The sequence below is a fragment of the Paenibacillus sp. LBL genome, from assembly GCF_029893715.1.
Classification (GTDB): Bacteria; Bacillota; Bacilli; order Paenibacillales; family Paenibacillaceae; genus Paenibacillus_AQ; species Paenibacillus_AQ glucanolyticus.
Window position 1 is genome coordinate 12,853 of sequence record NZ_JARXYU010000022.1, and the last position, 20,252, is coordinate 33,104.

Sequence of the window (20,252 nt, forward strand, 5' to 3'; positions counted from 1 at the left end):
AGGGATTTAACGAACGATTGGATGGTTTTTTAACGTGCTAGATCCTGCAAACCAGTTAAAGAGCTCCCATACCGCCATCAATCCGATATTGAGCACCTGTAATAAAGGTGCTTTCGTCAGATGCCAGGAACAGAACCAGATTTGCGATATCGCTGGTTTCTCCGTAACGCCCGAGCGGAATGGTTTTGGCAAGCGTGTGCTCATCCACTTTCATGCCGCTTTCTAGTGAACGCATCATTCTGGTATTCACCGGGGATGGATGAATCGAGTTTACCCGTACGTTCGATCCCGCTACCTCAATCGCCGCCGTTTTGGTCAAACCGACGACCGCATGCTTGGAAGCGATATAGGGAGCTACGCCAGGGCTGCCGTCAAGTCCTGCAACCGATGAAGTATTGATTACACTGCCGCTGCCTTGTTGGATCAGGTGTGGAAGCACATATTTCAACCCCAGAAACACGCCGCGAACATTGACGCTGAGGACTTGATCGAAATCCTCTACTTTCTGATCAACAAGCGGAGCCACTTTCCCTTCAATGCCCGCATTGTTGAAGAATACATCAATCCGGCCAAAGTGCTCGATGGCCCTCTTCACATAACTCTCGACCTCGGAAGCGTTCGTAACATCCGCTTTAATGGCGATAACCTCGCCATGACCATCAAGCTCACTCTTCGCCTTATCGAGGGCATCCTGCATGAGGTCTACAATGACAACCTTGGCTCCCTCTTTCAGGAATTTCTCGGCAGTAATCTTGCCGATCCCACCCGCTCCGCCCGTAATGACGGCTACTTTTCCAGCTAATCTGCTCATGCTTCATATCCTCCACAAGGTTCATAAGTAGTTCTATCTTAGTTCTATCTTAGTTCTATCGTGAACTATTCTTATCCCCCGGATGAAATCTTATTCCTGTTTCTCTATTGGCGAGGACTTCGGTTCATCCAAGAAGTGCTGGGAGCCATCCGTGCCGAAGTGGGAATCGACTACCCGGTGCAGTTGCGGGTATCCGCCTCCGATTTTTCCGATGGCGGTTTGACCCCTGCCGAGGTTGCGCTAGCCTTGACCTACCTGGAAGCTGAGCTTGATGCGGTGCATGTATCCTCTGGCGGCCTAGTCCCCGCTGCTCCGCTAGCCACACCGGAAGGCTACCAAACCCCTTATGCTGCCATGATCAAACAATATGTACAAATCCCCGTCATTGCAGTGGGCAATATCCGCACCCAAGCGCTCGCCAATTTCATTCTAGCAGATCAAATGACGGATTTAATAGCCATTGGCCGACCGCTGCTGGAAGATGCAAATTACGGGGAAAAGATGTTGGCGCTGGCATAAATGTTTTACCGATAGGGAATTAGTGAGGGACTTGCGACGCCTGCACGAGAGGGATTCCTCACTGCAAGAGGTGCGCTTTGGTATACTCCTGCAACTGGCTGTCCCCCAAAATTAGAAGCAATCTTGGGGGCAGCCATAATCTTATATAGAAATCCGCATCCAACGCATGTTCGACTATCAGCCCGGCCATCACGCGATATAATCAGACGCCTTCAAAACCCCTCGTGCTGAACATTTTCCCTGGCGTATCCATGACAGGCTGTTTTCCTATAGCATCGGTAGAAGTTGCGCTTTAATGTGCCGCTTCACCTAACATCATCGTCCCCGAAAATATCGCTTAACGGTTTCATAGGCCAGCTTGGGACGTCGATATTCATCCACAATGCCTTTACTGTTACGTGTACATGAACGGGCCAGCAGCCAGCCAAGGCCTTCCGTCACACGACAATCGCTGAATTGCCATATGAAAATGCCGGATATATAATCCCGTTCCAGGTAAGCCCTTAAATTGCTGTCGATAATATCGGCCTGCCTCTCCTCCGAGCCCTTCTCCCGATTCGGACTGCGGAATCCGTAAAACCCGTCCCCCCCGAACTCGCTTATGATCATGGGTTTCCCCTTTCCGCCTAACGCATCTGCCCAAAGCCTTGCCTGATCCGCCAGTTCTCCCGGATTCTCATTGGTATACCAACCGGGGTAAAGATTGAAAGACACAATCTCCGCCAAGTCAAAACACTTCTCTTGATCCCTGTGATGGGAAGCGAAGGAACGGGGCCTGCTTGGATCAAGCTCGCCGATGATCGTCAGCTGTTTCTCATAATGGGCTCTCCCCTCTTCGGTATGACTTGCACATTCATTAAGAATGGCCCATATAAGAATGGACGGATGGTTATAATGCTGCTGCACCATTTCACGTGTCACCTGCTCGCTCTGCCAGCCAAAATTCGGATTCAGCATTTGCTCCAGACTCAAGCCTCTGGCATGATTCTCTTCCCACACCGCAATACCGCGTTCATCACATAAATCGAGAAAACGCTCATCGTAGGGATAATGGCTCGTCCGAACGGCGTTACATCCCAGATCCGTGATAAGTTCCAAGTCTCTCACCATCAGATGAAGAGGAAGCGCTGATCCGGCCATGGGATGATCCTCATGCCGATTGACTCCTTGAAGAACGACATCCTTGCCGTTCAACTGGATTTTTCCGTTATCCGTCGTAATCGTCCGGAAACCTACGCGATCCAGCCAATCATCGCAATCGTAGCCTTCCTCTGTCGTAAGGATGGCTGTCAGTGCATAGAGGTTGGGATTTTCCAATGACCATTCCTTCACATCCGGATATGCCACCCACGAAGAAATCTCCACAGTTTCTCCCGACTTCACCAGGGACCTGCCCAGCTCCGCGTCTATTCCTGCAAGTATCCCTCGGATCGATACCATTCTCTCTACCTGACCCATGTTTCGGACGACCGCTTTCCATGAACCATGCCAACCAAGACCCTGCCTGACGGGTGTAAACATGACATTTTGAATGTATAAATCGCTTATTTCCTCTACGGCAACCGGCCGTATAATCCCTCCATAGGTGTAATAATCATTGGGTACATGGAGAGCGGAATCCTCATGAAATGAATTATCAACGTAGACCACCAAATCATGAGTACCAGCTTCTACCTGAGGGATGACACACTCAAAAGCAGTATATGCGTTATAATGACAGGCTTTCATTACGCCATCGAAATAAACATGAGCCGTATGGCTAACGCCTTTGAATTCCAAGCGGAGATTACTTCGTTGATGAAGGGTTACCTTCTGCCTATAGACGCCAATCCCCCGGTAGTTACCAAATTCGGGATGCATCTCCCAACAGCCCGGTACCGGTAATCGATATCGATACGCTCCTACCTTTTCCCCCATATGAGCAGCAGGCGTGAAATCCCAAAGTCCCTCAAGTTCCGTGCTCTTACGAATCTGGTGCGTGCTGAATAGTCGAATCATAGTAGGCCTCCTTTTAATCGTCCTTTTTAATAAACATAAAAGAACCCCTTCCCGAACACCATAGCCAAGAAGGGCATTTACATGTCAAAATCGCTCTTTTGAAAATTGGAATTCAACCCGTGGTTAGGATAAGCTTAAGAAAGAACCACGCTCTAATCAATTTACCAAAAAAATCGACTTCAGAAGGTGAGTTGCTATGTATCAGATGCAGGACTTGGTTGTGCGAATTAATTGGTGTTTCCAAAAGATGACCTCCTCCAACTGGTCGGACATACGAAACAACACCACGCTGCACAGTTTTTATTGGATTCACGAAGGCAGCGGTGTTTTTCATACGGATCAAACGTATCAAGTCGAACCGGGTATGCTGTTTTACATGGAGCCTGGGCTGCGTATGCGCATGGCAAGCTCTACCGAATCCCCCCTGCTCATGAGCATGGTGTTGTTTGAATGCTGCGCTGTGCATTTTTCCACGGGTCAATGGCAGATGCCGGCAGCTGTTCCTCGACTGGATTTGCCGTTCGTCAAGAAATTCAATGGGGATATTGCTCTAAAACTGGATTCTACTTTCAGGGACGTTACGCATACGTGGGTACCGACTAATCCCGACAGTGAGCTGGAGAGCAGCGCCATTCTTCTCCGATTGATCGCAAAGCTGCATCAGCAGGAACAGGCTCCTGTGCAAGAAGAGCAGGCTTTTGAACGATACGCTCGCATTAAGAAGGAGATCGAGAATCATTTCGCGGAGCCTCTTCATATCGAGCAGATGGCTCGGGAGCACGCCATTTCGGTGTCGTATCTGCGAAAACTATTCCTGAAGCACATCCACCTCCCGCCCAAAGACTATTTGACCGCCATCCGGATGCAGCACGCCGAACGCTACCTGACCTATACAAATCATACGTTGCGCGTAATCGCTCACGCCTGCGGCTACAGCGACGAATTTCATTTCAGCAAAGCCTTTCGTAAGTGGAAAGGAGTCGCACCAACGGAATTTCGAAACGGTGTTGCGCAGGTGTTGGGCAAATGTTGACAATGAACCGCTCTCTACCCTAGCACCACACTCGTTTATAAGAGCAATATCTAAAAAGTTGATGGTGTGCAGCTGCAGCATCAAGCACGGAAAAACGGCAGCCGATGTTAACCGACTGCCGTTTTTTACACTTGTTATGCTAGCGTCTCCCCATGAACGATCTTCTGTAAAATATGGTTGTTCGGATAATGATCCTGTGGGCGGGCAATGTACTGAATCATAACTTCGGCCGCTTCCCGGTAAGCGTCAGCATCAAAAACAACAGTCTCCGCCCTCCCGGAGATTAGTTCTGGGCAACCGCTTGTACACAAAGCGGCGAGCCTGCCTGCGGTGTCAAAACGGAGTGCCTGTTCGCACAAGAATTCATTGATGACAACGCCCGGTAGACCTGAGTATTGAGCGAGAAACTTTTCAAGCTCCGAAGCGCTGGAATAAACATGCATCCGCTTCTCGTCCATGCCGGCCATTTCCCTAATCTGCTCCGTCATGCCTTGATCGACATAATGGTCGATCAGAAGAAATTGCGGCTCGGCTCCAAGTCGCCTTGCAGCTTCCTTGATGCCCGCCTCAAAATCCGGGACAACCGTATGGAAGAGAGGGTCATCAAGCGATGTATCGATCCCGATGATGGGAATCCCGACACCGTAATGCTTGGAGATCCGATGAAAAATGGAGGAAGAAGCATTCAGAATGAAGACCCCGTCCAGCTCCCTCTCCAACAGAATCGGAAGTTTGGAGAATTCCGGGTCGATATAGGAAACGACCAGCTGGTATCCAGCGTCGTTCAAATGCTTCCCTAGATGATACAATGCCTGTGAATACCGATAACGTGCCCAGTAAGGTTCACCCGTCTGATCGGGTAACAGAACGCCGATCAGCTCCGACTTGCCGCTTTTCAGCGCCAGTGCTGTTAAGTTTCGTTTATAATTGAGCCTTTGGGCAGCTTTCATTACTCTTTCCCGTGTTTCGGAAGAGATCGATTGATTATTCACGTTGTTCAGAATATAGGAAACGGTCGCCACCGATACGCCCGCTTCCTCGGCAATCACCTTCATAGTTACTTTTTTCATGTGTTTCAGCATCCTTTACTCAATCTCAATCGGCGGCTTTCGCATCAGAAGCCGTGTTTGCTAGGTTAATCATAAAGAATCTCATTCGTACGTCAACGAACGAAGCGGAGAAGGTTTATGCTCATGTAAACATCAATCAAGCGGTGCCACCTTAGGATTAGAAAGCCTGTCCCCGCGTCCATTGGATTACCTCGTATTGTAATTTTAAATCACCATTCACAACGAAGTGTCGTTGTACAGAAACTTTTCCCTCATGATCCGCTTCCATAAGGCCTGATTCCTCGGTGATATGAAAAGAGAATCCTGCATTTAACGGAAGCTCGGCCTCGGCTTCATAAATGCCAACCCCCTTCTTCACCAGCGGAATCCCCGCATGAATTCTTGCGTCTTCTGGCGTATCCGCCGGCACGCGCACTCGGATCGCAACGTTCGCCTTCTCCCGCAGATGAGGCAGCACGGTCAACGGATGGAGGGCGCTGCCGAGTCGGCCCTTCTCATACCGCACACAGCAATCACCTATTGACCGTGGTACGATCAAACCATGCTCATCGATATGCGCACTGTCTTCTGGATCCAATACGAGTTCGGCTTCTCCGTCCACGATGGTCAGGCCTCCTGCGTACCGGAGCAACGGGTGCACATAGGTCGGCTTACCCTCCATCCCCGCCACCCGGCTGCCTGCGAGCTCCACTCCGTCTGGTTCCCCCAGATGACCGAACAAGAATAGCAGCGGTCCATGAACCCGATCCGCCCAAGCCTCTTCGTTATGTACTGCTTCCGGAAAATACCCGAAAGCCAGCTCCTCCCCATAACGATAGCCTAGACGCAAGAGGCGTGCGGCCATCTCCCGGACGTGGTCCGCCTGCACTGTCATCCCCTCCATGCCCCCGGTATCGATCCAGAGCTTAATAGGTCCTTTCTCCTCATATTGATTGAATATGGGTTCATGGCTTAAAGAACTCTCATGATATTGATAGAAATAGGGCGACAACATAGCCACCTTGCCGAAAACGTCGGGTCGATTGAAACCAAGATGATACGTGACCAGCCCTCCTCTGGAGGAACCCATCAGTCCCGTATCACGGCTTTCACGTTTCGTTCGGAAGGATCGGTCTACGAATGGCTTCAGCTCTCTGATTAAAAAGCGTTCGTATGCTTCTCCACGGCATGGATATGGCAACCGCTCTGCAAATGGGCCTCCATGCGCGTATTCCTCGTTTCGGGACAAGCCCGCATTGCCTATGGCAACAATGATAATCTCCTCCATCCGGCCTTCCGAAATCAGCCGGTTGCACACATGGTCCAGACGCCAGGACTGACCATTAAAGCCAGAATGAAATACATTCTGCCCGTCATGGACATATAGAACCGGGTACCGCGTCTGTGTATCGCGGTCGTAACTTGGCGGCAAATAAATGTGAATGTCGCGGACGTTATTCATGACCGTTGAATAGAACGATTGAAACGTAATGATTCTGGCACAACTCATTACGATAGCTCCCCTTTCGTATGTTCTCCTGCAGGCAAATCAATCCAATTGTCCACTATATACGAAACTTTCTGATCTCTGTCAGCGTTTAATCTTCGGTACGGTACCGGGCGGTTCTGATCATCCGCTTCTTCCTTCTCATACCCCCGTGAAACCTTGAATCGGAAACAGACTCCCCTCGGAAGGCGGGCAGTACCCCTGTAGAGACCCTTTCGGACCTTCGATAGCTTAAATACCGCATGAATGGATGCATCCTCAGGTGTCGTGTCCGGTACACTCACCTCTACTTCCACCGTGACGGTAGCCGAGAGTTTCTCTACGACCGCGATTTTCATGCTTGCCTGTAAATTGCGGTTCTGATATCGAACTATCGTTTCTCCCGGCTTCCTAGGATGCAGCCTTCCTTCAGGCGTCACCTCCAGAATTGCGGGATGATCGACGGTATAGCCTCCTTCTAAGTCGGTGTACATCAACCCGTTGTCCAGCGTTACGACTGCGTTTAGCGTTGCGGAAGCCCCCTCCATTCCGACCGTATCAGGTCCGAACAAGTCAACTCGTTGGGAGACGCCCTCCCTGCCAAAAAAGAATCGCAGCGGAAGCTGCGCACGTCTTCCCCAATCGGTCTCAGCATGCGCGGCGTCAGGTTCCTCGTAGAAATACAACGTCTCCCCTTGTACGCAACCGCTGCTTAACAGTTCTTCCGCCACCGAACGAACGTGAATCGGCATGAAGAAACCTTCGGCTCCACCGATGTCGAGCCATAGCTTTTGACCGGGATTTGGCTTATGCGGCCGATACTGCTTCTGTTCGACAAACGTCTCTTCATCCAGATGGACAAAGAACGGGGACAGCATCCCGAGCAAACCGAATACATCAGGATTCCGCATACCGATGTTGTAAGTCGCAAGTCCTGCGGCTGAGGAACCCATCAGTGCTGTATGGGAAGCGTCCGACAGCGTCCGAAACATTCGATCGATGATCGGCTTCAACTCGTAAATCAGGAAAAATTCATATTGCTCACCCAGCATTTGAATCGGATACGCACATTGATCGTGGAAATACTCACTCGCTCCCTCGTTTTGCTTATGTTCAACCGCAACCACTATAATCTCCTGGATCTCACCGTTTCGAATCAAACCGTCCAGCGTCTCCCGAAGCCCCCAGGTTTCTCCCGATCGCTTGCGGGATTGAAATACATGCTGTCCAACATGCATGTAAAGCACGGGGTACCTTAGGCTTTGCAAGTCATCGTAGCTTGGAGGCAAATAGATCCAGGCATCTCTTTCGTTGTTCAATCGACTTGCATTAAGACCAGATAAGCTAAGAATCCGGGATTCCATTCGTTCTATTCCACCTTTCATTTCAATATTTACAACTTAATCGATTAAGTGAAAGTGATATATAGTCCTTTTTCTTGTCTCATCGATGATGTGTAAATCCTTACTAAAATAACGTTTATGATGGCCGCTCAAGTTTAACTTAAACGATTAAGTTTATTCAGAGTATAATTGCTTTTCTCTTGAACTGTCAATCCTATTTGACCCGAATTTTGAATCCCTCATCCGAAATCTCGCTCCTGTAATTGCTTCGGAGATGTCATTATAATACTGATTGTAAGCGCATTTATTGGTTTATATATATTATTTTTGATGAAGAGGGTGATATGTGTAAAATGGGTCGCTGAGCCCCCCTGCCCAGCAGATGCATCTTGTAATCTAATTTCATACTTAGGAGGAACAATGATGAGAAAATGCTTGTCTTCCCTGCTAGTCTTGTTCATGCTGGTTACATCCTTTTCCTTGTTTAATTCCAGAGCAGAGGCTGCTGACTACACCCAAGGGGTTGAACTATCCGGGGCTGTGGCGACGGTCTGGTTTAAATCAACCGTGAATACGAGCTGGGTGGATGTTCATTATCAAATTAATGGCGGCCCCCAGCAAAATTATCGAATGGCCAATAATAGCGGCAAATCCCGATATGAGCAGGCCATCTCAGGCATAAACAGTGGCTCCGTTATTACTTATTTCTTCACTTACAACAATGGAACTCCCGCTTACGATACCGGCACATTCACATATACTGCTGGCAATACTCCTCCACCATCCAATTCTTCCGGTTCCATCTACGACATCAATCCGTCCACCATTCCCGTTGCACCAGGCGGCTCCATATCCATGAAAATATTAAACGGCACAGGAGGCGCATACGCCGACAACCAAGTATACTGGGGCGTTCTCGGCATAAACCCTGCCAACAATAAGTGGAGTTATCTGGATTTAAGCGGAAATTTGGTGCCGATTTCTACGGCTCTGAATGATGCGCCCGGACATCTGACTAAAAATGGGATCAATTATGCCAATATCTATCATACCGTGAGTGACGCATCGTGGGTGAATCTGCCCAAAATTACATCCGGCCGAATGTTTCTAAGCGTAGGCACACCGCTCTATATTAAGACTTACAACGATGGATTTGCCGGACCTGATATCAACAATCCCACCGATCCGAACCGGAACATTTACTTCGATTTTGTCGAATTTACGATTGACAACGCAGGGTATCATGGAAATACGACCCGTGTTGATGGTTTTGGTTTCCCCATTCAACATCGTCTCGTAAACCAATCGGGCTCCTACGATAAGACCGTTGGCGAGCTTGAATCGGAAACCCGTGCCGGGATATTCACCAAATATCAGAATGAGGTGCCTGCCGCTTTCAAATCACTTGCAACGATACAGGCTCCGTACCGGATTGTAGCACCGATTCATGGCTCCTTTGCTCCAGGCGGAGCCAATGCCAATTATTTTAGCGGATACTCAAGCTACAGCACGCAGGACATTCTAAGATGTGATGGTGCGCTTACAGATGCTGCCACTTGCGCAGCCATTAACCGTCATGTATACACAACGAGCGACTGGAATACGGTATCCAACTATTATAAAGCTGCACCAGCGAATTTTTATGCGAAATTCTGGCATGATCATAGCATCGACCGTTTGGCATACGGTTTTGCCTATGATGATGTCAACGGTCAAGCCGCTTATTTAGAGGTAGGTGATCCAAAAGGACTCATTATCCGCGTTGGCTGGTAACCAGCTTGCCGCTTTATAGCCAACATGTATGAATAAAAATCCAGACACCCTCTTGTTTAAAGAGGGTGTTTGAACATTCAAGACAAACCAACCGTATAGTTTAACAATCCGCAGATTATGAGGATGGAATGTACGTGAACGTATGGGTACGGTTGAGCTGATCATTATTCTACGAGTAAGACGTCCATCTATACCAAGTACTTGTTTTTAAGTATCGTTCTTTCTTCCTCAGTAACGCCAAGCCCTTCATGAAGATACCGATCAAAGGATCCGTAATTCTCATCAATTGCTTCGAGCGAAGCCTGTATAAAGTTAGCTTTCATCATTTCCGGGATCTCTCCTGTCTTTCCCATTAACTCAGGCATATGGTCCATGTAATCCTTGCTGTCTGCCAGGAAACGCTTCATGAGTTCATCCACCGCCAGATTGGTCAATTCGTAATCCTCGATGACCACATCGCGCGGCACACCCAGCGTGAGAAGAATAAGCGCGCATACCACCCCTGTACGGTCCTTGCCGGCAGCACAGTGGAACAAAGACGTGTACCGACCTTCCTGTAACAGCTCATGAAGAATGAGCGAACACTTCTCCGTATTCATCATCATGGCTTTGTAACCTGCGTTCAGGTCAAGTCCGATCTTCTCCATATCCTCCGGATTAGCTTCCGCCATAAAGGGGATATTCGTATTGATTGCCTTGCCCATTGCGGGGCTCGGACGTTTCGCTACCTCGAAATCGCTGCGCAAGTCGCATATCCAGTCAATGTCGAGTGTACCCGCAATATGCAGATCCTGCTCACTCAGTTCATGCAGATCGGCGGAGCGAAGCAGTGCTCCCCAGCGAGTGGTTCGTCCATCCTCTGTAAGGTATCCGCCCATATCACGGAAATTGATCACTCCGTCTGTATTGATCATACGGTCATATATTGTTGAGACAGAGCCATCGTTGAACTTTACGTGATAGTAATTGCGACCCAGGGACTGTGTTCTTGTTACAGAAGCAGCCTCCAGATCGATATGAGCTTCAAGCCGCGCGCTTTGGGACTCATCAAATTCCAGTTGATTTGAAAGGTAGATGCCCTCGACTTCAACATGTGCAGCCGTATTCCAGGACATCGTAATCCGGTTGCCGACGCTGTATTTGGCTTGAACTAAGGGGCCCTGCTTTACTAGGTTGTTTGATATTGATATAGACATGATCAGAACTCCTCATTTCCTATTTTTATTTAACAAGTGGTTAGTGTTTACGAACTTTCAGATTCATTTTATATCGATTCGCCACAAGCTCTACGCTGAATACCATGATAAAGATAACGAGACCGACAAACAAAGCCCCGGCAAAATTATACGATTTCATCGCATGGGTCAGCTCATATCCGATACCGCCTGCACCGACTGCGCCAAGAATCGTAGATTCTCCAAGGTCCCCCTCGAACCGCAGTACGCACCAGGCAATAAAGGCCGTCTTTACCGTTGGCAAAATACCCTGCATGACGATGGCAAGCCAGCTGGCGCCGGTGGCCTGCATCGCTTCCAGCACGCCTTTGTCGACCTCTTCCAGCGATTGCGCGAATACTTTAATGAGCATGCCTGCCGCAGACACGGTAATAGCCAGCACGCCTGGAAGCGATCCAAGCCCGACAGACACGATAAAAATAAGCGCCCACACGACAGTCGGTATCGCACGCAGCAGCGAAGCGGCACTTTGGATGATCCACGCAATGAACGGATGGGGCGTCAGATTGCTTGCTGCCAAAAAGGAGAGAAAAAAAGCAATCAGGATACCCAGCACGGTTCCCAGAATGGCGACCTGCAACGATTCTATCGCTGCCAGAAGCACATGCCGCCACGCCGTAAAGTCGGGAGGAAACATGACTTGGACAATGCCCATGAGCTTCATGAAACCTGCGGCGATCCGGGAATAGTCGAATTGCAGCTGAATTAAGCTGAACACAAACAGCAAGGCAACAAGAGGCATTCCCACCACAAGAAGGCGGTTCTTTTTGGTTTTTTTGGGCTCCGCCATAGACGTAAGCACCGTCAGGGATGGTTTTGGCTCATTCCATTGCGCCCTCATATAATCCGCTCCCTTACACGATTGGTGATCGTTTCAACTACAAGAACAATGACAAGCACGAGAAGTACAGCCATGCTGGCTTTCTGGTACTGAAACAATTTCAGATTGGATTGCAGAATAAAACCGAGGCCTCCCCCGCCAACCATCCCGACAATCGTCGAAGCGCGCACATTAATTTCGAAATTGTACAGGCTCCAGCCGATAAATCCAGGCATGAATTGCGGGATGACCGCTTGAGACAATACTTGAAAATAACTACCTCCAGCCGCGCGAACCGCTTCCACCTGGCCCATGTCAATTTCCTCAAGCACCTCCGCAAAGGATCGGGTCAGCATGCCAATCGAGATCAATATGAGCGACATCGTGCCAACGATAGTGCCGAGCCCGAAAGCTGCGACCAGCAGGATAGTCCAGATGACAACCGGAATGTTCCGGAACAACGACGTAGCCGCTCGGACAAACACCTGCAGATAAGGATGCGGACTTGTCGTGGCTGCCGCTAAGAAGGACAGGAGTCCAGCTACAATCGAACCGATAACCATCGCCACGACGCTCATGTATATGGTCTGCATCGCAGGCTCGAGGAGCTTCGGCAGTGAAGAGAAATCCGGCGGCAGAAAATCGAGAAAGATAAAGCGAAAGCTTTCCCCCACCCCTGCAAACAGCGCGGGAAGCGAAAATTCGGCGCCGATTGAAGACCAGATAACAAGAGCCAGCAGCACGATGAGGAACAGTATCGTCTGGGTCCGTTTCATTTTACGAGCGGATTGCATTTGTGCCGCATTCATGTCAGGCGGTCTCCTTCACTTTAGCATGGCTCTGGTTGTAGATGAGCTGGATCATATCATCTGTGAGCTCCTCGGGGGACCCGTCAAACACTTTGGAACCTTTGTGGATGCCAATGATGCGGGTGGCATACTTCTTGGCGATTTCAACCTGATGAAGATTGCACAGGCAGGCGATGCCCTCCTCCTTGCAGATCGTGTACAGATAATGCATGATCGTCTCGGAGGAAGCCGGATCCAGGCTCGCAATCGGTTCATCCGCCAAAATCAAGTCCGGCTTCTGGGATAAGGCTCGCGCAATCCCTACTCGCTGCTGCTGGCCTCCACTAAGCTCATCGGCGCGTTTGTACATTTGCTCATATAACCCGACACGCTGCAGCATGCTCTTGGCAGCTTCCGTATCCGATTTGGAGTAGAGGCCAAGCGCGCCCTTGAACGGACTCATATAACCGAGGCGGCCATGAAGCACATTTTTGATTACCGTTACGCGGGTGACAAGATTATATCCCTGAAAAATCATGCCCATATGGCGGCGCATTTCGCGCAGCTTTTTCCCCTTGATCCCCATTGTCTCCTCGCCTTTAAAACGTATCTTCCCGTTTGTCGGCTCGATCATACGGTTCAAGCTGCGCAGCAATGTGCTCTTGCCGGCACCACTGGGTCCGATAACAACAACGAACTCTCCCGGACGAATCTCTAAATTCAGGTTGTCAAGTGCTTTGGTTCCATCCGGATATATTTTAGACAGGCCTTCCACTTGCAATAGTGTCATGTTTAAATCCTCCCTTGTTTATCTCTATTTGCTCAGCAATTCCTCAGGGGACATTTCAAGCGCTTTAGCTACTTTACGAATCGGATCAAAATCACTGTCGCTCCCCTCTACAAATGAAGAAGCGCCTACGCTTTCCATAAACTCAGGATTTTTAGTGTGATAATCCAGCATAAGCTCTCGAAGCTTGGTTACCAGCTCTTCAGGCAGATCTTGCCGATACAGCAGCGGAGCACCGCCAACGATGGGCTCGGACTCGGCGATCACGCGGAAATCTTCTTCTTTAACAAGACCCGATTCTGCCAGCATCGGCAGCATCAAACTGGACGTTCCGATTGCGTCGACATTGTTATTTGCCAGAGCAAGGAGCGATTTGTCATGTCCACCCGAGAAGGCGACGCTGCCGAAAAAGGATTCCAGCTCATTGTTTGCCAGGCCGAGTTCATTCATCAGCGTGGCACGGGGATACAAGTTACCTGAAGTCGATGCCGGATCGACGAATAGAAAATCTTTGCCTTTCAAATCTTTTACACTCTGATAAGGGGAATCTTCACGAACGAGAATGACGGTGTTGGATGATTGTCCACTTTCAGAACGGACAAGCAGCTTGGCGTTCGCCCGCTCCGTTGCGATGATGTAGCCAAACGGACCAATGAGTCCAATCTCGATTTTACCTGCACGAAGCGCTTCAATAACCATATTGTAATCCTCAGCTACAAATATTTCGGCAGGAATGCCTGTTGCATCTGTAATGTCTTTGGCCAGCTGCTCCTGGGAACGATTCATCTCCCCCTCTTCACTTGGCATCATGCCCACGCGGATGACTTCCGGAATTCCTTCGTTCCCGGATTCGGAACTTGCGGCAGTTCCGCAGCCGGAGAGAATAACCATCATCATGACAAGCGTTAGAATCAAACTTTGGCGACCTGTGTGTCTTTTGTTTTTTAGCATCCTATATCCTCCTGAAATAGATCTCATATTCTGTGGTACACAAGTAGGATACAAGTTGAATGTAAGAAGGATATCTTCGCAGATGAACAGGTTTGTTAAATTTCCGAATTGGTTGCGCACCTTCTTAGAAGACTGTTAATATAGGGTAAAATGTTAAAATAACGTGGAGTGTCGAAAGAGACCATCTCAAGAAACACTGGTCGTGGGCAGAAAGGAACTACTTATATGAACAAAATATCGCTTGTCGACACAGCATACCTGCTGCTGCGTGAGCGGATGGTTCTCGGAGAACTCATGCCGGGCACCCTGCTATCGGAGAATGAATTAGCCGAGGAGTATCAAATGAGCCGTACACCGGTCCGCCATGCGATTGCCCGTCTGGAGTCGGAAGGCTATGTTACCTCTCTCAAAAATCGCGGCGTGTTGGTCAAGGAAGTGAGCAGCAAGGAGTTTCTCGATTTAATTGAACAAATTCAGTCCATGCTCTTCTATTGTTTCGAAATCATGAAAGACCCGAAGCGGGAGATTCGCCTAAACTTGGAGTCGCTTGCAGCTCATGTTGAGGCACAGCGAATCGCCGAGCAGATGGATGATTATCCGTTATACACCAAGCATCATTTCCTATTAATGCGAGAAATTGTAGAATCCTTGGGCAACGGCGTAATGCTGAGCACGTTTGACTCATTTCGGGATAAATTATGCATGTATGCGATCGTCCGCTTCAAGCAAACTCCACATATCAAGCATTACAGCGCGATCGGAATCAACCGGGATACACTTCAAGCTCTATCAAGCCATGATTATGGAGCAGCGCAGGCGGTCGTCCTCTCTCTCAGCCGCATATCCAGAGAGCGTATGCTGGCTACAGGGCGGTTTTAAAAGACCGTCCTGGAACAAAACAGGCTTGAAAAGAATATAAAGAGAACGCCTGATTCAGGCGTTCTCTTCTTGTGATAACTTGAGTTATCGTCCACATGAAGTTCTATCTTGATTTTTGTTCAGCTGCTTATCTAAATTCAATTCATCCTTAAGAAAATCGGCGTTTATTATGCCCATTATATTGTTCACAAGCGTGTAATCCCATCCACTTCGTATGGCATTGATGTAGACGGATAGATCATACAGGGTGACAGATTCACCCCGAGTAGAGGTGTTTTGTCCACAAGCATCTCCACGGTGCTTCTTGAAGCGTTACAATGTCATGGCGTGACCATACCTGGCGAGGAATGCTTCCTTTTCCTTGTAATCCTTCATTACACTTCCGACAAGCCGCCAAAAGGATCGATCGTGGTTCATATGCAAGAGATGACAAAGCTCATGAATGACCACGTAGTCAATGACCTCGATGGGCGCCATCGCAAGACGATAGTTGAAGGTGAGATGTTTAGCCGAGCTGCAGCTGCCCCATTTTGTTCGGGACTCCTCGATGATGAAGGATTTGGGCGTGACTTTCAGCAGCTTCTGATAGATTTTGATGCGTTCACCGACTACCTTCTTGCAGCTTGCGAAATAGAACTTCTTCAAATCGTTCTGAAGCTCTTCTTCCGTACGCCCCTTCGTCTCGATTAACTCATGAAGCGAACAATATTGACCGAGATGAAGGAACTTGCCTTCCTCTTCGTATTCCCTGACCTTCGGTGAGGTACGTGCTGCTTCGATGGCTTGCAATTGCTTCAATATCTTGTTCTCATACTGCCTTACGGTATGTATCACCACATCATCACTTGTATAATTCGGTGCCTTCACCGTAACCAGCCCTGAGGGATGGATATGGATCGAGAGTTTTTTCCGTGGACCGTATTCCACATGAATTTCGATTTGTTGGTGTCCCAGTTCAATTTTCATGATCAACATCATTTCTATAAGATAGTATATCTATTGTAACAGAATCGAGCTGAATTAAGCTGCTTCATTATCGCTCTCTAGCTCTGAATCTACCCACTTCAAAACTTCATTGCCGGAACACCCTGTCCTTTCCATCAGATCATCATAGAATATCATATGCTTTACAAGGAGGAGGGAATGAGCCATGGGAGAAGTAGTAGAAGGTGGATATGGTGGATATGGTGGATATGGTAACGGTGTAGGAGCAATCTTGGTATTGTTCATCTTGCTGGTTATCATCACAAGTGCTTTTATCTAATAAGAACCAATCATCAGCCTAGCTCAGTAAAAGGCCATGAAAGGAATCATCCTTCATGGCCTTCTTCTCTAAGAAAATTGAATTCTCTATACATACATGTTCCTGTCATTTATCCTAATGCAACATCAAGAATCATCATCAATGTGAAGCCGAACATTAAACTCATTGACGCTAGATCCTTATTGCCTTTTTCTTGCGAACTGGGTATAACCTCTTCGGCTACTACAAAGATCATAGCTCCAGCTGCAAAGCTTAATGCGTAAGGTAATAAAGGTTCAATAAATGAGACAGCCACTGCACCGATTACGGCAGCGATGGGCTCGACCATACCCGAAAACTGTCCATAGAAAAAGCTCTTTCTTCGAGACATCCCTTCTCCTCTTAGAGGCATGGAAACCGCCACGCCTTCCGGGAAGTTTTGTATGCCAATGCCGAGGGCCAGCGTCATAGCACCAGCCAGGGAAGCCTCGGTTCCCCCATTGGCGAGCGCACCAAAGGCTATCCCTACTGCCAAGCCTTCCGGAATATTATGAAGCGTAATGGCGAGCACCAGCAATGTACTTCTTTTTCTTCGTTTTGGAAGATATCCTTCCGCACCAGCAATCGAAGAATTGGGATGAAGGTGAGGTAGTATTTTATCAATTCCCCACAGAAATACCCCGCCTAATAAGAATCCAAAGGCTGCCGGAAACCAGTTCCCTATGGGATTTCCTTCCGACATGGTTATAGCTGGCGCTAATAAAGACCAATAACTAGCGGCAATCATGACACCACCGGCGAAACCTAACATGCTGTCCAATAGTCGCTGGTTTAGTGTTTTTGTCATAAACACAAGGGCTGCCCCTAATGCAGTCATTCCCCATGTAAACAAAGTCGCAATGAATGCTTGCGTAATCGGATTGAATTTCATTAGGAAGTCTACCACTGTGCAAGAGCTCCTTCTTCAAAATATTAAAATGAATCGACAAATAGTATCCCCTAAATAAGAGCCCTACATGTATTTATATCCTATCATCGGGCTGACTGATCTTCTATGAACTTATTAACCATATTAACGTGACTGTATCTCACCCGCGTCGGTTTCCAACAAAAAAAGCCGCGATGATCGCGGCTTCTTCGATACTAAACAATGGGCTTGCTTTCTTTTGAGAAAAGAGTTTCTTCTGCCACCTGGGCTAATTCCTCGGCTTTATTGCTAATTTCCTGGATCGTTACCGAGAATTCTCGAATCGCCCCTGACTGGCTGTCAGTTAACGTGTGAATATCAGAAAAAGCATGATTTAATCCCAGCAGCAGTTCCTGAATATTCTTCGTAATTCCATTAATCCGATCCACATTCTCTTTGGAGATGGTCGCCAGCTTCCGGATCTCATCGGCAACGACGGAGAAACCTCTTCCCGCTTCACCTGCTCTTGCTGCTTCGATGGAAGCATTCAGCCCCAGCATGTTACTCTGCTCCGAAATCTCCTTAACCACGGTGGAAATCTTACCGATCTGCTGAGCACTTGAGCTGACGTCCTTCATTTGAGTCGTTACGTTGGTTACACGCTCGGTGAGGTGAGAAACCGATTGGCTTATATCTTCAATGGACGCCGTTGTCTGTTCGACAATAGCAGAGAAGCTTTCGGCCATCTCAAAAAGCTTATTCGCTTTCTCGAGGCTGGTCCCCATGCCTACGCCGCCAATAACGCGGCCCTGCTCGTCATGCAGCGGGATCGCGCGTGCAGCAAGCGGGAAACCAAACAGCTCTTTCGGAACGACCGCGGATAGAGCCGTATTATTCCTGATCGCGTTGGTGACGATATCCCCTTCCATTAAAGGGTCGCCTGGGCTCACATTCAATGAGAACGTTTTGCCCGGATAGTTGATGATCAGTTTCTCCGTATCATATATGCCAATGGTGATGTCATCATTCGTAAGATTATTCAGCAGTGGAGCTATCCTTACAAAAGCTCGGATCAGCTCATGCTGTGTTTGAACTTCAGTCACATTTACCATCCTATCTCCCCCCAGCCCTTAGTACGGGAATTTCCTTTGTCCGTAATGAACCGATATCCACTTCATCGTGGTGAATTCATCCAAGCTCCATGCCCCATTCAAGCGGCCCAGCCCGGACTGTTTCTCTCCCCCAAAAGCAACAATCGGCTCGTCGTTAATCGTGACATCATTCACATGGATCATACCGGTGTGGATTTTCTTCGCCATCTCTACCCCACGCTCCAGATTGGAGGTATGAATAGCCCCGCTAAGCCCAAAACGTGAATGGTTGGCAATTTCAATAGCTTCTGCTTCTGTTTCGAACGGAATGATACACACAACCGGGCCAAACAGCTCCTCTTGCGCTACCACCATATCCGGTTTGACGTCTATAAGGATGGTAGGCTCCACCATTCTGCCCGTAATCTGACCTTTCAACAGCGGAACCGCCCCTTGCTCAATGCCCTGTGCAATCAGCTCCTGCAGTGTCTCTGCCTGACGGTTGTTGATGACGGGTCCAAGGATGGTCTGAGGATCACTCGGGTCACCTGTTGTAAGCGTAGAGACCTTCGCTCCGAATTTATCGATAAATTCCTGATAGATCGTCTTCTGTACCAGAATTCGGTTGGCCGACATGCAAATCTGACCTTGGTGCGTGAATCTGCTGAATGTCGCCGCTTGCACCGCGTAGTCGATATCCGCATCCTCCATAATAATGAACGCGCTATTTCCCCCAAGCTCCAGCAGCGGTTTTTTGAAATTCTTGACAGCCAATTGTCCAATATAGCTCCCAACCTTAGTGGAACCCGTAAAGGAAATGATTCTCGGGATCGGATGCTCAACAAACGCATCGCCGATCTCCTTGATATCTGTCACCACTACGTTCAACAGGCCCTTCGGTACACCGGCTTCCTCAAAAATCTTGCCAATCAGAGTTCCACCCGTAATAGGTGAATCCTCGTGCGGTTTCAGTACCACTCCATTGCCAGCACCCAGCGCCGGTGCAACTGATTTCATGGACAGGAAGAAAGGGAAGTTAAACGGACTGATCACCCCAACTACGCCAGCGGGCATACGGTACAGCCGGTTCTCCTTGCCGTTCTCTACAGAAGGCAGAATCTTACCCTCCATTCTAAGAGGGAATGTAGCTGCTTCCTTTATGATATTTTTCACAAGACCGATTTCAAATGCGGCCTTCAGCCGCGTTCCGCCCAGCTCCTGAACAATAATGGACGTAATCTCTTCCTCATTCACTTCAATATATTTAACGGCATTCTCAAGGATATCGCGTTTATTGTAAGGATTAACCTTGTCCCATTCCAGCTGAGCTTTACAGGCCGCTTGATAAGCAGCATCAATGTCTGCAACACTGGCGATTTGAAATGCGGTGATTACCTCATCATTATAAGGATTGATATCAGGCAGCGTTATACTGCTACTACCATCTCTCCATTCCCCGTCTATGAATTGCTTTCCTAACTGTAAATAGTCCATATTCTGCCTCCTATGTCGATAAATTTGTTGTTACTACCCCATATA

At 48.5% G+C, this 20,252-nt stretch carries 19 protein-coding genes; 5 read left to right on the top strand and 14 right to left on the bottom strand.

From position 1 onward, the window contains the following. Positions 1–55: 55 nt before the first annotated feature. On the bottom strand, positions 56–811 hold the full coding sequence (locus M2277_RS28100; protein WP_006210824.1) for an SDR family NAD(P)-dependent oxidoreductase: 756 nt from the start codon (positions 809–811) through the stop codon (positions 56–58). 60 nt (positions 812–871) lie between these two features. On the opposite strand from M2277_RS28100, the gene M2277_RS28105 reads away from it, so the two are divergent. Then, complete coding sequence (locus M2277_RS28105) at positions 872–1,330, top strand: oxidoreductase (RefSeq protein ID WP_231888066.1); 459 nt, start codon at positions 872–874, stop codon at positions 1,328–1,330. A 315-nt stretch (positions 1,331–1,645) separates the two neighbouring features. Here the strand turns inward: M2277_RS28105 and M2277_RS28110 are convergent, their stop codons facing one another. Next, on the bottom strand, positions 1,646–3,328 hold the full coding sequence (locus M2277_RS28110) for a glycoside hydrolase family 2 protein (protein ID WP_280756185.1): 1,683 nt from the start codon (positions 3,326–3,328) through the stop codon (positions 1,646–1,648). A 196-nt stretch (positions 3,329–3,524) separates the two neighbouring features. On the opposite strand from M2277_RS28110, the gene M2277_RS28115 reads away from it, so the two are divergent. Beyond that, positions 3,525–4,361, top strand: coding sequence for an AraC family transcriptional regulator (locus M2277_RS28115; RefSeq protein ID WP_006210827.1), 837 nt, complete (start codon positions 3,525–3,527; stop codon positions 4,359–4,361). A 134-nt stretch (positions 4,362–4,495) separates the two neighbouring features. Here M2277_RS28115 and M2277_RS28120 read toward each other — a convergent pair whose 3' ends face one another. The 3 genes from M2277_RS28120 to M2277_RS28130 form a co-directional block, all read right to left on the bottom strand. Further along, a complete protein-coding gene (locus M2277_RS28120; RefSeq protein WP_280756186.1) occupies positions 4,496–5,431 on the bottom strand; it encodes a LacI family DNA-binding transcriptional regulator in 936 nt (311 codons plus the stop codon). Between the two features lie 157 nt (positions 5,432–5,588). After that, complete coding sequence (locus tag M2277_RS28125; protein WP_280756187.1) at positions 5,589–6,920, bottom strand: alpha/beta hydrolase; 1,332 nt, start codon at positions 6,918–6,920, stop codon at positions 5,589–5,591. Next, positions 6,920–8,260 (bottom strand): alpha/beta hydrolase-fold protein, encoded by a 1,341-nt coding sequence (locus tag M2277_RS28130; protein WP_063479465.1) that lies wholly within the window; start codon positions 8,258–8,260, stop codon positions 6,920–6,922. Before M2277_RS28130 ends, M2277_RS28125 begins: the two co-directional genes overlap by 1 nt. A 402-nt stretch (positions 8,261–8,662) precedes the next feature. Here M2277_RS28130 and M2277_RS28135 point away from each other — a divergent pair, with 402 nt between their 5' ends. Continuing rightward, positions 8,663–10,012, top strand: a complete 1,350-nt coding sequence (locus M2277_RS28135) for a glycoside hydrolase family 64 protein (RefSeq protein ID WP_148248797.1) — start codon at positions 8,663–8,665, stop codon at positions 10,010–10,012. A 188-nt stretch (positions 10,013–10,200) separates the two neighbouring features. On the opposite strand, the gene M2277_RS28140 is transcribed toward M2277_RS28135, so the two are convergent. From M2277_RS28140 to M2277_RS28160, 5 genes are read right to left on the bottom strand one after another with little or no spacing between them, the layout of a single operon-like run. Further along, a complete protein-coding gene (locus M2277_RS28140; protein ID WP_280756188.1) occupies positions 10,201–11,208 on the bottom strand; it encodes a tyrosine-protein phosphatase in 1,008 nt (335 codons plus the stop codon). 40 nt (positions 11,209–11,248) lie between these two features. Further along, positions 11,249–12,088 carry a phosphonate ABC transporter, permease protein PhnE gene (gene phnE / locus M2277_RS28145; RefSeq protein WP_280756189.1) on the bottom strand — a complete coding sequence of 280 codons (840 nt, stop codon included), beginning with the start codon at positions 12,086–12,088 and terminating at the stop codon, positions 11,249–11,251. Next, the gene (gene phnE, locus M2277_RS28150; protein ID WP_006210835.1) at positions 12,085–12,876 is read right to left on the bottom strand and encodes a phosphonate ABC transporter, permease protein PhnE; all 792 of its coding nucleotides are present in this window, start codon (positions 12,874–12,876) and stop codon (positions 12,085–12,087) included. Before phnE (M2277_RS28150) ends, phnE (M2277_RS28145) begins: the two co-directional genes overlap by 4 nt. 1 nt (position 12,877) lies before the next feature. Further along, a complete protein-coding gene (gene phnC / locus M2277_RS28155; RefSeq protein WP_148247393.1) occupies positions 12,878–13,645 on the bottom strand; it encodes a phosphonate ABC transporter ATP-binding protein in 768 nt (255 codons plus the stop codon). A 24-nt stretch (positions 13,646–13,669) separates the two neighbouring features. Beyond that, positions 13,670–14,593, bottom strand: coding sequence for a phosphate/phosphite/phosphonate ABC transporter substrate-binding protein (locus tag M2277_RS28160; RefSeq protein WP_280756190.1), 924 nt, complete (start codon positions 14,591–14,593; stop codon positions 13,670–13,672). Between the two features lie 225 nt (positions 14,594–14,818). On the opposite strand from M2277_RS28160, the gene M2277_RS28165 reads away from it, so the two are divergent. Then, positions 14,819–15,472, top strand: a complete 654-nt coding sequence (locus M2277_RS28165; protein WP_006210838.1) for a GntR family transcriptional regulator — start codon at positions 14,819–14,821, stop codon at positions 15,470–15,472. 312 nt (positions 15,473–15,784) lie between these two features. Here the strand turns inward: M2277_RS28165 and M2277_RS28170 are convergent, their stop codons facing one another. After that, a complete protein-coding gene (locus M2277_RS28170; RefSeq protein WP_036639418.1) occupies positions 15,785–16,438 on the bottom strand; it encodes a M48 family metallopeptidase in 654 nt (217 codons plus the stop codon). Positions 16,439–16,622: 184 nt separating this feature from the next. Here M2277_RS28170 and M2277_RS28175 point away from each other — a divergent pair, with 184 nt between their 5' ends. Further along, entirely contained in the window at positions 16,623–16,736 is a 114-nt protein-coding gene (locus M2277_RS28175; protein ID WP_006210840.1) for a hypothetical protein, read from the top strand. 109 nt (positions 16,737–16,845) lie between these two features. On the opposite strand, the gene M2277_RS28180 is transcribed toward M2277_RS28175, so the two are convergent. From M2277_RS28180 to yfmT, 3 genes are all read right to left on the bottom strand, one after another. Then, positions 16,846–17,661 carry a ZIP family metal transporter gene (locus M2277_RS28180; protein ID WP_280756191.1) on the bottom strand — a complete coding sequence of 272 codons (816 nt, stop codon included), beginning with the start codon at positions 17,659–17,661 and terminating at the stop codon, positions 16,846–16,848. A gap of 197 nt (positions 17,662–17,858) precedes the next feature. After that, positions 17,859–18,734, bottom strand: a complete 876-nt coding sequence (locus M2277_RS28185; protein ID WP_006210842.1) for a methyl-accepting chemotaxis protein — start codon at positions 18,732–18,734, stop codon at positions 17,859–17,861. An 18-nt stretch (positions 18,735–18,752) separates the two neighbouring features. Next, entirely contained in the window at positions 18,753–20,207 is a 1,455-nt protein-coding gene (gene yfmT / locus M2277_RS28190; RefSeq protein ID WP_280756192.1) for a benzaldehyde dehydrogenase, read from the bottom strand. Positions 20,208–20,252 lie beyond the last annotated feature (45 nt).